This is a genomic window from Virgibacillus subterraneus (assembly GCF_900110695.1).
Taxonomy (GTDB): Bacteria; Bacillota; Bacilli; order Bacillales; family Amphibacillaceae; genus Lentibacillus; species Lentibacillus subterraneus.
The window spans coordinates 1-14,354 of record NZ_FOEH01000011.1 but is presented as its reverse complement, the minus strand read 5'-3'; the positions used below and the strand labels follow the sequence as shown (position 1 = coordinate 14,354).

The window sequence follows — 14,354 nt, the reverse complement described above, 5'->3', positions numbered from 1 at the left end:
TGCAGTAAGAAAGTACCTATCAAAAAGACTAACTTTCGTCGGCAGCCTGAAGCGGAGGAATTATTGTGCACGATTTAAGATTGGAACGAAGGAAACAAAAAAGATCAAAAAAGCGAAGGAAACAATTACTGTATTCAGTTATCTTTCTTATAGTAATTATTATTGGAATTGGAAGTTACTTATTACTTCAAACATACAATTCTGCTAAAGACTCCTATAGTGGATTAGATCGACCTGGAGGGAAATCCGAACTGCGGAGCGATACAGTAAAAATCGGAGAGGATCCTATTTCAATTTTGTTGATGGGGATTGAAAACTATTCTTCCGGCGGGAAAAATGGACGTGCCGATACGCAAATAGTCGTTACACTCAATCCAGACACGAACAAGATGACAATGACATCGATTCCAAGAGATACCAGAGTTGATTTACCGACAGAAGCTGTGGGACAGGAAAATGCAGGATCTCATAAAATTAATGCGGCATATACTTATGCCTCCCTTTCCGGTTACAGCGCACCAAAACTAACGGTCGAAACAGTGGAAAATTTGCTTGATATTCCAATTGATGAGTATGCTGTAGCCAACTTCGAAGGTTTTCGTGATATTGTTAATGCACTTGGGGGTGTAACAGTAGACATTAAGAAAGGTTTTTGGGAGAAAAATATCTATAATAATGATAAGAGAATTTATTTTACGGAAGGTACCACAAATTTAAGTGGTGAAGAAGCACTGGCTTTCGTCCGAATGCGAAAAAGAGCAGTTAATAATACTTACCCTCGCGATGAAAGACAGCGCCAGTTTATTAAAGCAGCTATTAGCGAAGCAATATCAGTTGGTACTATTTTTAAAGTTGGAGAAATAACAGATATACTCGGTGAGCACGTTAAATCCAGCTTAAAACCAGCTGAAATTTATGCTCTAGAAAAGGAATATTCCTCAATAGATGCCACAGCTATTAAAACATTTGAAATATCAGGATCCAATCACCGGGTAAATGGGATATCTTTTTTCATCCCTACTGATCAAGACCTTGCCGAGATATCCAGAAAACTAAAGAAGGAGTTGGGGTTGCCTGCTGATAAAGTTCAGGATGAATGATAATGATAAGAATAGAAAGTTCCAAACGTCGATTCCCCTCATTTTTATGACGTTTGACTTTAACTATTTCTTTTACTCACCAGCTCCTAATTAATTTGCATAAACCCATTGACTTGTTTTCTTTTTTCTGTAAAATAATAATTGAAAATGAAATTCATTATCAATTAAGTACATACACTTAAAACAAAAGGAGATTACTATATGAATAACAGATTCTTTATAATCAGCATGATCGGTTTATTATCTATATTTTCATTAGCTGCATGCGGAAATAATTCAGAGGATGGTGATTCTTCTGTGGAGTCTAGTGATGCTAAAGGAGAAATTAATCTTTATACAGGGCGTCATTATGAAACTGACCAAGAATTATATGACCAGTTTACAGAAGAGACAGGAATCCAAGTTAATGTTATTAAAGGTAAAGATGATGAGTTAATAGCACGTTTGGACCGTGAAGGAAAAGCATCTGAGGCTGATCTATTTATTACAGCTGATGCAGGACGTCTGCACATTGCAAAAGAAAAAGGGATACTGCAGGAAGTAAAAAGTGACAAGGTTAATAAAAATATTCCAGATAAGTATCGTGATGAAGAAAATAATTGGATTGGATTAACGAAGCGAGCTCGTATAATTACTTATCATAAAGACCGTGTTAATCCTGAAGATATTCAAACATACCAAGATCTAACATCCGATACTTTCCAGGATAAAGTTCTAATTCGTTCATCTTCTAACATATATAACCAATCTTTATTAGCATCACTAATTGCTATCAATGGTGAGGAAGGTGCTACAAAATGGGCTTCAGGAATTGTAGATAATATGGCAAGAGACCCAAAAGGTGGAGATCGTGACCAGGCAATTGGAGTTGCTGCAGGTGAAGGTGATGTAGCAGTAATGAACACCTATTATTTAGGTAAAATGCTGAATTCTGAAGAGGAAGAACAAGTAAAAGCAGCTGAACAGCTTGGTATCATTTTTCCAAATCAAGAAACAACTGGCACCCATGTAAACATTAGTGGAATCGGTTTGACAGCAAGTAGTAAGAATAAAGAGAATGCTATTAAATTCATAGAGTTTTTAACAACTAAAAATGCTCAAGAGCAATTTGCCAAAGCTAACTTTGAGTACCCTGCCAATCCAGATGTGGAACCTACTGAGCTATTGAAATCATGGGGTGAATTCAAGGAACAGGATCTTAACCTAACTGAGTTAGGAGAAAATAACGATACAGCAATTAAGATAATGAATAAGGTTGGATGGAAATAACTTCACTTATCACTCATCCTTAATGGTGAAATTATAAATGACTTATGCAGCAAGAAAGTATTTCCTTAGCTGCTTAAAAATACTGCATCAGTATTTGAAAAAGATGCAGTATTTTTATATACATTATAATTGAGAACTGTTATCATTGATATATTAATACCTTTTTTATTATCATGTGTAGAACCTCATCCATGACTAAGGGAAGTGTACGTTTTTGAAGCTGTATCGAAAGTTACCTGGTTATATGAACTTATGGACATTTTTATCCTTATTTATTGTTATTCTGATTCTGCTACCAAACGTTTCAATTTTATTGAACTTTTTTACGCAAGAAACTTCTAATTGGGAGCATATACAAGAATATATCCTGCCTCTATTGTTAAAAAACACTTCTATCATTATACTATTCACAGGCATACTTACTATTTTAATCGGAACCAGTTTAGCATGGCTTATCTCAGCTTATGATTTCCCGCTAAAACGTTTTTTTAAATGGGGGCTAATTTTACCGTTAGCAATCCCACCGTACATTGCAGCATATACGTATAATGGGATACTAAACTATACAGGAACCCTTCAAACAATATTACGGAATAAGTTTGATGTAACCGTAAATCAGGACTACTTTGATATAATGACATTACCTGGCGCAATTTTTATTTTCACAATATTTCTGTATCCATACGTATACATGATAACCCGTACTTTTTTAGCTAACCAGTCTTCTTCACTGATTGAAAATGCCCGATTACTTGGGGGAAATGCTTATACCGTTTTCTTTCGGATCGTTCTTCCAATTTCCCGAAGTGCAATTGTTGGAGGAGTCAGTCTTGTTTTACTGGAAGTATTGAATGACTACGGTGTTGTCAAATACTTTGGTATTCAAACTTTTAGTACGGCTATTTTTCAAACCTGGTTTGGAATGGGTGATTTAAATGCTGCTATTAAATTATCAGCAACACTTATGTTTATCGTCTTCTCTATTCTAATTATTGAAAAGCTCCTTCGTGCTCGTAAACGGTATAGTCAGACGTCTGCTAAAGTACGCCCGCTTTCCACAATACAATTAAATGGATGGCAACGCTGGATTGCATTTAGTTATTGCTCAATCATATTTGGGCTAGGGTTTTTAATTCCATTTATCCAATTGATTGATTGGATGCTTTTAACTTACAGAAAAATTATTGAACCAGCATTTGTAACATTAATTGGCAATTCAGTATTTGTAGCATTTGTTGGGTCACTTATTATTGTTACATTTGCTGTTATAATTGCTAATTTTGCACGTATGCATCAGAGCTTTGTTGCCAAGACTTCTTCACGTATCACTATACTTGGTTATTCAATTCCTGGCGCTGTAATTGCAGTCGGCATTATTACTGTTTTTATAAAGATTGATAATTTACTTTTTGGTGTTTATGAGTCTATTGGAATGCAACCTTCGCTATTCTTGAGCACTAGTTTGTTTATGCTTATATCTGCATATGTTGTCCGATTTCTGGCGGTTGGATTTAATGCGATTGAATCCGGTTTTGATGAGATCGGGAGTAAATATACAGAGGCATCACGTATATTAGGCATGGGAATAACAAAGACTTTTATTAAGATTGATTTCCCTTTAATAAAAGGTGCGATTCTTAGTGGGTTTTTATTATCTTTTATTGAAATACTAAAAGAACTCCCACTAACTTTAATCTTACGACCATTTAATTTTGATACACTATCGACTAAAGCATTTCAATATGCTAGTAATGAGCAGATACAAGAAGCTTCTTTAGCATCTATTATTATTATTATAATCAGCGGGATTGCGATTTATATATTTCACCAAGTTTTAGAAAAGGGGCCAAGATAACATGTATATTCAAATCAAAGATGTTTCCTTTTGCTACGCAAACTCAAAAGAGAATATTATACATCAATTTAACCTTGATGTTACCAAGGGAGAAATTGTCTCTATTCTTGGTGAAAGTGGTAGTGGAAAAAGTACTGTACTGCGTCTGCTTTCGGGACTTGAAGCTCCATTAAAAGGTTCAATTACAGTAAACAATGAAGTTATGACAGATGATTACCATTTTGTTCTACCAGAAAAAAGAGGCGTCGGTATGGTATTCCAGGACTATGCATTATTTCCTCATATGACTGTATCAGAGAATATTCAATTCGGTTTGAAGGGCCATACCAAGAAGGAAAAGAAGCAGCGTGTTGACGAAGTGCTTGGATTAGTCAACATGGCCAAATATAAAAAGCGCTATCCTCATGAACTCAGTGGTGGTCAGCAGCAGCGTATAGCATTAGCAAGAGCGATAGCTCCTAAACCCTCACTTCTATTGCTCGATGAACCATTCAGTAATTTAGATGCTGATTTACAAATTAGAATTAGGAATGAATTAAAAGATATAATTAAAAAGACGGGTATTACATCTATTTTTGTAACCCATGACAGAAGGGATGCACGTGCAATTGCTGATCGCATCATTACAATGCGTGACGGTGCAGCTTATGAATGGGAATCTATTTGTACCACTCATACTGTCGATAAAAAACGGTTAGAAGCAATTAAATGAATGACGAACTAAAATAACCCAACTGCTCTGATTAATGAGCAGTTGGGTCTTATTAACAGTAAAGCAGTAATCCCAAGTTTTCTGAACTTATTTTTTAATGCTTTCTTTCTTCCTCAACTCTACTCTTCTAATCTTCCCAGAGGTAGTTTTCGGCAATTCGTCAATAAAATCAATTTGTCTTGGATATTTGTATGGTGCTGTTAATTCTTTTACATGATTCTGAAGTTCTTGAACCAGATCAGGACTGGTTGGATCAACACCTGCTTGCAGTACAATAAATGCTTTAACTATATTTCCGCGAATTTCATCTGGACTTGCTACAACGGCACATTCTTGTACAGATGGGTGTTTAACCAAGGCATCTTCCACTTCGAAAGGTCCGATAGTATAGCCGGAACTAATAATGATATCATCACTTCGTCCTTCAAACCAAAAGTACCCGTCTTCGTCCTTCGATGCCTGGTCACCTGTCACATAATACTCTCCACGCTGTGACATTTTTGTTCGTTCTGAATCCTTGTAATATTCTCGGAACAGTGCAGGACAATCCAGTTTAACTGCAATATCACCGATTTCATTAGCTGGTAACGGGTACCCATTTTCATCAACGACTTCTACATCATTCCCTGGGGTTGGTTTACCCATTGATCCAGGTTTTACTTTCATATCCTTCATAAAACCTAACAATAATGTATTCTCAGTTTGCCCATAACCATCACGAACGGTCACGTCAAAATATTTCTGGAACGTATCGATAACTTCCCTGTTTAAAGGTTCGCCTGCTGAAACCGCACTGTGCATTGCAGGCAATTGATATTCAGTTAGATTATCAACCTTCGCCATCAAGCGGTACTCAGTTGGCGTACAGCACAATACATTAATGTCATTATCCTGTAAAAGACTTAAGTATGTTTTCGGATCAAATTTACCATTATAAACGAACCCGGTTGCACCTGTACCTAATACAGATAAGAATGGACTCCAAATCCATTTCTGCCAGCCTGGACCTGCTGTAGCCCATACCTTATCACCTTCATTAATACATAACCAATTTTCGGCAGCTGTTTTCAGGTGGGCATATCCCCAGCCGTGTGTATGTACCACTCCCTTTGGATTCCCGGTTGTACCGGATGTATATGGCAGAAATGCGATGTCATCACTTTTGGTATCAGCCATTTCCAATTGATCAGAAGCCTGTTCTTTTAATGAATCCAAATCATGCCAGCCTTCAACTTGTTTCCCAACTGAAAACAATGCTAATTGATCATATTCTTTAATGTCTTTGTACTGATCTACAAATGGATAATAACTTACTACACCACTTACCTCACCATGGCTAATTCGATATTGCAGGTCTTTTGTTTTCAGCATTTCGGAACTCGGTATAATTATAATTCCCGTTTTCAATGCCGCCAAGTATACCTCATACGCTTCTATCATTCTGGGAATCATGATTAGGATTTTATCTCCTTTTTTTAAACCATTTTCCAAGAAGGCGTTTCCAATTTTATTTACATTCTTCATCAACTGTTCATAGGTAATCTCTTTTGATGCACCTTTATCGTCTTTCCAAATCAAAGCTTTTCTAGCTGGATCCGTTGCAAAACGCTCCATTTCAATTACAATGTTATAATCTTTAGGAGCAATTAAATCATCTCTGTTCATCTTATCAACTCCAATACTAGGTTATTGTAATAGTATAGCAAAAATTTAAGAAAATTTTAAATAAATTATAGACACAGCTACAGAATTCGACTTATATCGACAAATTTTTCAAAATACTATTTCAAACATAAAGCTTCTGTATTACAATATAGTACATAATGGTAATTTTATACCATTGCGGTGAAGAAGGGATGATTAGTGTGGGAAACAATTCTGGCAAGCATGGGGCAAATCAATTATCATCATTATTCAAGAACAAGAAGGATATAACAGCAGAAGATAATACAGACAAGAATCTGTTGCAACACTACTCTGTCTCACTAGCAATGTATCACCCGGACCTAATTGTAGTCCTTTCACCAAACGGGGAAATCCTCTCTCAAAATAGGGGCAGTATAAATGAATTCTTTGGGTATACTCCAAGTGAATCATTTGACCATGAAGAATTGTTGAGTAAAAAAGACTATCATCAATTAAAATCGGCACTCTATCAAGCATTAAAAGGCAAAACAATTAGAAATGAAATGACTTTTTTAAATAAATATAAAGAAACGTTACATACAAATCTTACGTTTATTCCTATTAAACATTTAAATGGAAGTATTGAAGGAGTAAGTATCATTGTTCGAGATAACACAACACATCAACAAACACTGGCAGAATTAGAGTTAAACAAAAGTCATCTGGAACATGCCCAGCAAATTGCTAAAATTGGTAGCTGGGAATACGTAATTGATGATGATGAAATATTCTGTTCTGACTACACCTATGACATTTTTGGATTAGATAAAAGTCAATCTACCGTATCAATGGATACCCCATTTGAATTTATGCACCCGGATGATTACGAAAAGTCAAGAAATATCGTTGAAAGTGCAATCGCAAAGGGAACAAGTTATATTTCTGAGTTTCGAATTTATCATGGGAAGACTAATAAAATACGCTATTTAAGAGTACAAGCTGAAGTGATGTGGAAAAACAATAAACCATATAAGTTTGTAGGAGTTGTAAGAGACTATACAACCCAGCAACTATTAGAAATTAAAATGGACGAATCAAAACGAAACACCAGACGTCTACTTGATTATTTAGCAGTTGGGTTTTGGCTGAAAGAATACGATACAGGTAAAGTAGAGTATATTTCAAAAGGAGCAGAAGAGATTCTTCAATATCCATTAAAAGAGTTATACAACGACCCAAAAATCTGGCTAAACATTGTTCACTCTTCAGATAAAGAAAAAGTGATGGAAAAACAAAGCATATTAACCAAGGGTAAATCACTTTCGCATAAATACCGTATTAATTGTGGGGACGGTACTACCAAATGGGTTTATGACCAAACAGTACCTTGGTTTAATGATGAAGGTGAATTAACCCACTTATTTGGAATGCTTGCTGATGCTACTAGTGAAATTGAAATGCAAGAACAGCTGAAACATTTTGCAACCCATGACACATTAACAGCTCTTCCAAATCAGCGCAGCTTATATGAAAAAGTAGATGATTTATGCAAGGATGAACCATCCAATAATTTTGCTTTATTTTACCTCGACTTGGATCGCTTCCAACTTATCAATGATTCACTTGGATATCAGATTGGTGATGAAGTCCTTAAAAAAGTCGCAAGCAGATTATTATCAGCAATACCAGATGGAGGCTATCTTGCCCGTATCAGCAGTAATGACTTTATTGTCCTTTTTGAAAAATACTCTTCAAAGGAGTTCATTTTTAACTTGGCTGAACAAATTATTGAAGCGATTGAAGAGCCAGTCACTGTTGATGGATACGAAATGTATGTAACAACGAGTATCGGTATTAGCTTTTTTCCAGAGGATGGCGATAACAAGCTCACCTTAATTGAGAGTGCTCATGCTGCTTTATTCCACGCTAAGCAACTAGGAAAAAATAATTACCAGTTGTACTCATTCACACGAGATATTACCTCATATAAGAAATATGTACTTGAAAAAGATATGCGTAAAGCCATTGAAAAAGAAGAGTTTGAAATATATTATCAACCCCAAGTTGCGACCTCAACTGGTGTCATTAAAGGTGCAGAGGCGTTAATTCGGTGGAATCACGAGGAATGGGGAATGGTGTCACCTGGAGAATTTATTCCATTAGCTGAAGAAAATCATCTTATCCATCAAATTGGTGACTGGGTAATCGAAAATGTCTGCAAACAAATACGGATATGGAAAGATAAAGGATATACTGTTCGCCCTATTTCAATCAATGTATCGCCAATCCGGCTCATGAAAAAAGGATTGGTTGAATTTGTGGCAGACCTGCTCAATAAATATGATGTGCCCGCAAAATTCCTCGAGCTTGAAATTACGGAAGGGTCCTTATTGAAGAGCGAAAAGAATGTATTAAACACCCTTGACGGTTTGAGAGAATTGGGCGTTAAAATCGCTATCGATGACTTTGGAACCGGATTTGCATCGCTTACGTATTTAAGGGAATTTAATGCTGATACAATTAAGATTGACCAGGTTTTTGTCCAGAATATAAACGAGGAGAATAAAAAGGACACCGCTATTATTTCTTCCGTTTTACACTTGGCAAAAGGCATGGATATGAAGGTTATAGCTGAAGGCGTGGAAGAATATGAACAGCTTAATTTCCTGAAACAAAAAGAATGCGACGAAATACAAGGTTACTTATTCTCTAAACCAGTTTCATTGGATATATTTGAACAGATGCTGGAAACAGGTTATATTAAACCTACAAAACCTAAAGTAAATAAAATGCCTGAGGATGAACGGAGAAGTTTTTACCGATTGAAATTCCCTACTCCAGCCCTTGGCGAAATGACGATTATGGAAGTAAATGAGAAAAAGGTTAATTTGGGATCCGCTCAAGTATTGGTTGAGGACATTGGTCTTGGTGGACTAAAAATCCTTTCATCACTTAAGCTTCCGGTTAGTTCTACTATTAAACTTACCTTCAATATTGAATTAATGGGTGAGGACTTTCAACTTTATGGGTTGTTAGTTTGGAAAGACGAGGCTAAGCGAGATACATTCCATTACGGCATAGAATTTAACATTAGCGAACCTGAAGAAGATCGTTTAGCAGGCGTGATTAATAAAATGAGTGTTCTGCTCCGGCTGAATCACACAATACCTGACACAAATTTTATTAACCAAAATCCCTATACGTATATCCAAAAAAACAATACTTAATGTGTAATAGAGCTGTAAGACAGCTCTATACACTTTCATTTATTTTCGATATACTAGATATATTATACTACTGAAAAGGTGCTTTGGAACAAATGATAAAGTTAGCTAAACTACTACTTTTTTATACACTTGGAGTTTTCGGAATTATTTGTATAAGTGTCTTCCCACAATTTTTTCAGACATCAGGTCTGTCTAATCCGCTGAATTACTTCAAGGATCTTAGCACATTTCTCGTTAAATTCGTCCAGCCAGAATCCTGGGTTTATCAAGTACCAAATTCACCGGGACAATTTCCGCTTATCGGAACGTTGTGGGAACCTTTTATTTATTCTATGCAAATACTTATTGGTGCTCTGCTACTAGGCTTCGTGCTCGCATTCAGTTTCGCCTTAATTACAAACTTCTTACCTAAAAGAGTACTACATATTGTTAAGAGACTTCTCGATTTTCTTGAATCTATTCCTGACATCGTCATTGCAGCTGTTCTGCAGATGATTGTTATCTATGTTAAACAGACATATGAAATTGAACTATTCCAGGTTGCGACCTATCTGGATGACAAAGCATATGCTGGCCCCATTGTGACATTAGCAATTTTACCAATGGTCTCCTTGTTCAAGATTCTATTGTTGATGATTGAAGAGGAATTCACGAAGGATTACGTTATATTCCTGAAAAGCAAAGGGATTAAGAAATTCAGCGTACTTGTACGGCACATATTAAAAAATATTCTTCCAACAACGTTTCATCACACTAAAATAATACTTTGGGCAACACTTTCAAGTCAGTTTATTATCGAGCGCATTTTTAATGTACACGGATTCAGCTTCTTCATAATTGAAAGTTTCACACCTATGACAATTGCTGTATCACTAATTTTGCTGTTTACGCCTTTCTTTTTAATCTTCCGGCTGGTTGATTTATGGACAGGGCAGGATATCCATTTGTCTGGAGATGAAACACCAGTTAACAGAAAATCCATGTTATCTTTCTTCTCCATCAACCAATTATTTAGGCGACTCCGCAAGTTTAACTGGAGTAGATTTAAACCTTGGAAGCAATTATTTGCACCATTCTTGTTGTTCTTCAGGCATATGAAAAACTGGAAATTTGCGGTAGGAAGCCTATTTTTTATCGTGCTGATCAGTTACAGTGCTATTTATTCTATTACTACCGATAATCATATTGATAAGACAAGAATTGTTTATGAAAATGATGGTGTAACAATTCAAAGCACGCCTCCTCATCCACCGCCAGATCCCTTTCTACTCGGGTCTGACAAGTTAGGATTCAGTATTTCTGACATGCTAGTTATCGGAGCAAAATATACATTAATTTTCGCTCTGATTATTGCTTTTCTCCGAGTAATTATCGGAATGATTGGGGGAGTAATGTTTGCATTTACACTGGGACCCAAAAGGCAAAATTGGATTGAAAAGACAGTTGATTCCATTCACTTTTTGCCGTTAAGCTTAATTGCATATTTATTGCTCAGACCAATTTTAATGGAGCAATTTAATGGATTTGCTTATTCATTTACAGAACGAATAATATACGAAATCATCATCCTAACAATACTGGTTGTGCCGTTAACCTCTGTGCTTTCAGGAAATGAGATGAAGCGGGTACTAAATGCTGAGTTTATCAAAAGCGCCCGGGTACTTGGGGGAGGTAGATTCCATATCTTTTGGCGGCATGTTTTACCACATATCGGACCACGGATGACAATCCTATTTGGACAACAATTTATCCAGGTTCTTGTCATCTTTATGCATTTAGGAATTTTTAACTTTTTCTTCGGAGGGACAAACATTTCCTTTGGGGCTGTCAAGGATCCCCCAAGGTCGATTACCTATGAATGGTCGGGAATGCTCGGTTCAACAGCAAATGCCCTTTCGTCCGGGAAATACTGGATAATTGCTTGGGTACTGATCGCTTTTATCTTAAGTATTTTCGCTATGCAGTTCATCATTCAAGGGGTAAAAGAGATACAACAGACTAAAGTTGGGGTAATTTATAACTTGCGTAAGATTAAGAAAAAACGCAGTAATCGTCTACCTGAAAATAATCCCGACTATGAGATTAATTCCAATAGTTTCAAAATCATTAAATATAATATAAAAAATAACGGTACTCCATAATTGGGATACCGTTATTTATTAACTAATAGCCATATATAGGTGCTGGCAACATATTTTTTAATACTAAATGGTCTAAGCTTTTAAATGTATATCCTTGCTTTTTCAATTCGGTAATTAATTTATCCAGTGCTTGGGCATTATCAGAGGATACGGTATGGAGGAGGATTACAGCCCCAGGATGAATTTGTTTCATAATATTTTCATATGCGTACTTCCAGCCTTTTTGCTCACTGGTATTCCAATCAGTAAATGCCAGCGACCAGAAAATATGGATATACCCTAACTCATTTGACCACTTAAGTGTCTTTTTATTAAAAACTCCTTTGGGCGGGCGTAAGTATTTTAGCTCCTTCTGGGTTGAAACATCAGCCACAGCCTGCTCCAAAGTTTCCAATTCCTTTTTCATCGTTTCCTTTGACACTATAGTAAAATCTGGGTGATGGTACGAGTGATTCCCAATAATATGCCCTTCATCAACCATTCGCTTCACAAGGTCTGGTTGGCTTTTTACATAATGGCCTGTCAAAAAAAATGCAGATGGAACGTTTTCTTTTTGCAGGACATCCAGAACTTCATCAGTATAGCCTTGCTCATAACCATTATCAAAAGTTACATACAGCACTTTTTCACCGGAATCATCCGCATAATAAGATCCGAATTCATCCAATATTTCTTTGTACTCTCCTATATCCGGAATTTTATGTTCTGTATTCTTTTTAAATCCCCATCCATAACCACTACTCGCAAGAATTTTCTCAGTATATGAAAAAAAAGTAAGGATAGACAAGAAGATAATTAATGCTGAAAAACCACATTTTCGCATAACAACCCACCCATTTTTTCCTTACTTTCTCCATTTCAACCGTTAATTATTCATTTTATAAAATGATTGCACCAATCCAACCGAATATAAACAATGGAATGTTAAAGTGTATAAACGTCGGAACACAAGTATCCCAAATGTGGTGGTGCTTTCCATCTGCATTCAGCCCTGAAGTTGGTCCAAGTGTACTGTCTGATGCTGGTGATCCCGCATCACCTAATGCTCCGGCAGTTCCGATTAATGTAGCTGTCGCCATCGGTGAAAATCCTGCAGCAATACAAATTGGTACATAAAGTGCCGCTAAAATTGGAATGGTACCAAACGATGACCCGATACCAATTGTAACCACTAACCCAACAAGTAATAGTATAAATGCTATTAATGGTTTATTGTTCCCAAGAAACCCAGAAGATACTTCAACTAATGCGTCTACTGCACCTGTTTCTGTTAAAATTTTTCCAAATCCGGAAGCAACAAGCATAACAAAGGCAATTGTCCCCATCATGGAAATTCCATCGCTAACAACTTTATCTCCATTATTAAATGGTACAACAAGAAGTAAGAACATGAGAACAAGACCAGTTAATGCACCGACAATTAAATTCTCAGTTATTAATTGGACAGCTAATGCAGCTACAATAGCAACCAATGTTAGGAGATGGCTTTTATTAAATTTAATTTTTTCCAATTTAGGAGCTGTGAAATCAACTTCCCCACCAGCTCCAGGAACCGATTCACGATTGTTGCGATACGTAATAAACACAGCAATCAATAAACCAACTATCATACCGGAACCAGGTATTAACATCGATAACGCTGATTCTGAAATCGTTATGTCAACTCCGCTTTGCTCCATCCCTTTAACTATTGCTTCGTGAAAAAGGAGGCCGAACCCTGCGGGAATCATAACATAAGGTGCTTTTAGACCAAATGTCAGGGCAGTTGCAACACCACGCCTGTCCATTTTCATATCATCAAAAAGCTTTAATAATGGTGGAATTAAAATTGGTATAAATGCAATATGAACTGGTACAAGATTTTGAGATAATGATGCCACACCAGCAATTGCCAGTAATGTCATTGTTTTCTTTCCAGTTAAAACACGAATTAAATAATTTACTAGAATAGTCGTTATCCCAGTATAACTAATTGCAACAGCAAAAGCCCCAAGCAGGACATAACTTAATGCTGTGCTCGCTTGACCACCCATCCCGCTAACTAACATTTCAATTGATTCAATAGTGTTCAACCCAGACATTAAACCAGCTGTAATTGCTGCTGCAATAATTGCAATAATTACATTTACTCGCAGCAAGCTTAGAATCGTCATGACTAGCACTGATACAACTACTACCCATTCCATAATCTATTTCCCCTCTCTCTATCTATTACCTTAACTTTTATAATCATTATTTTAACACTTCATCATGATAAAGTAATAAAGTGATAAAATCAACCCCTTTTTTATAAAATTATCAGATTGTGTCGATTCTTCTGCTGACTGTTTTCGTTTTCCGGTTGATATGTTCGTTTTCCGGTTGATATGTTCGTTTTCCGGTTGATATGTTCGTTTTCCGGTTGATATGTTCGTTTTCCGGTTG

The 14,354-nt window shown here is 36.3% G+C and carries 10 protein-coding genes; 6 read left to right on the top strand and 4 right to left on the bottom strand.

Annotated elements, in window-relative coordinates:
- The first annotated feature begins 65 nt into the window (after positions 1-65).
- The 4 genes from BMY13_RS18720 (at position 66) to BMY13_RS18705 (ending at position 4,936) form a co-directional block, all read left to right on the top strand.
- Positions 66-1,100, top strand: a complete 1,035-nt coding sequence (locus BMY13_RS18720; RefSeq protein ID WP_092506446.1) for an LCP family protein — start codon at positions 66-68, stop codon at positions 1,098-1,100.
- A gap of 201 nt (positions 1,101-1,301) precedes the next feature.
- Positions 1,302-2,369: a Fe(3+) ABC transporter substrate-binding protein gene (locus BMY13_RS18715; RefSeq protein ID WP_092506444.1), complete on the top strand. Its 1,068-nt coding sequence runs from the start codon at positions 1,302-1,304 to the stop codon at positions 2,367-2,369.
- A gap of 244 nt (positions 2,370-2,613) precedes the next feature.
- On the top strand, positions 2,614-4,224 hold the full coding sequence (locus BMY13_RS18710) for an ABC transporter permease (RefSeq protein WP_092506476.1): 1,611 nt from the start codon (positions 2,614-2,616) through the stop codon (positions 4,222-4,224).
- A 1-nt stretch (position 4,225) separates the two neighbouring features.
- Entirely contained in the window at positions 4,226-4,936 is a 711-nt protein-coding gene (locus BMY13_RS18705) for an ABC transporter ATP-binding protein (protein ID WP_092494285.1), read from the top strand.
- Between the two features lie 87 nt (positions 4,937-5,023).
- Here the strand turns inward: BMY13_RS18705 and mbcS are convergent, their stop codons facing one another.
- Positions 5,024-6,601, bottom strand: coding sequence for an acyl-CoA synthetase MbcS (gene mbcS / locus BMY13_RS18700; RefSeq protein WP_092506442.1), 1,578 nt, complete (start codon positions 6,599-6,601; stop codon positions 5,024-5,026).
- A 200-nt stretch (positions 6,602-6,801) separates the two neighbouring features.
- Between mbcS and BMY13_RS18695 the strand changes: the two genes are divergently transcribed.
- Both BMY13_RS18695 and BMY13_RS18690 read left to right on the top strand, forming a co-directional pair.
- Positions 6,802-9,789: an EAL domain-containing protein gene (locus BMY13_RS18695; RefSeq protein ID WP_175476871.1), complete on the top strand. Its 2,988-nt coding sequence runs from the start codon at positions 6,802-6,804 to the stop codon at positions 9,787-9,789.
- Positions 9,790-9,881: 92 nt separating this feature from the next.
- Positions 9,882-11,930: an ABC transporter permease subunit gene (locus tag BMY13_RS18690; RefSeq protein WP_092506438.1), complete on the top strand. Its 2,049-nt coding sequence runs from the start codon at positions 9,882-9,884 to the stop codon at positions 11,928-11,930.
- A 22-nt stretch (positions 11,931-11,952) separates the two neighbouring features.
- Here BMY13_RS18690 and pdaA read toward each other — a convergent pair whose 3' ends face one another.
- The 3 genes from pdaA to BMY13_RS19620 all read right to left on the bottom strand — a co-directional run.
- Positions 11,953-12,753 (bottom strand): delta-lactam-biosynthetic de-N-acetylase, encoded by an 801-nt coding sequence (gene pdaA, locus BMY13_RS18685; protein WP_092506436.1) that lies wholly within the window; start codon positions 12,751-12,753, stop codon positions 11,953-11,955.
- 55 nt (positions 12,754-12,808) lie between these two features.
- Positions 12,809-14,116 (bottom strand): Na+/H+ antiporter family protein, encoded by a 1,308-nt coding sequence (locus tag BMY13_RS18680; protein ID WP_092506434.1) that lies wholly within the window; start codon positions 14,114-14,116, stop codon positions 12,809-12,811.
- A gap of 51 nt (positions 14,117-14,167) precedes the next feature.
- Positions 14,168-14,354 (bottom strand): hypothetical protein (locus tag BMY13_RS19620; protein ID WP_175476870.1); only part of this gene is annotated, 187 nt, incomplete at its 5' end.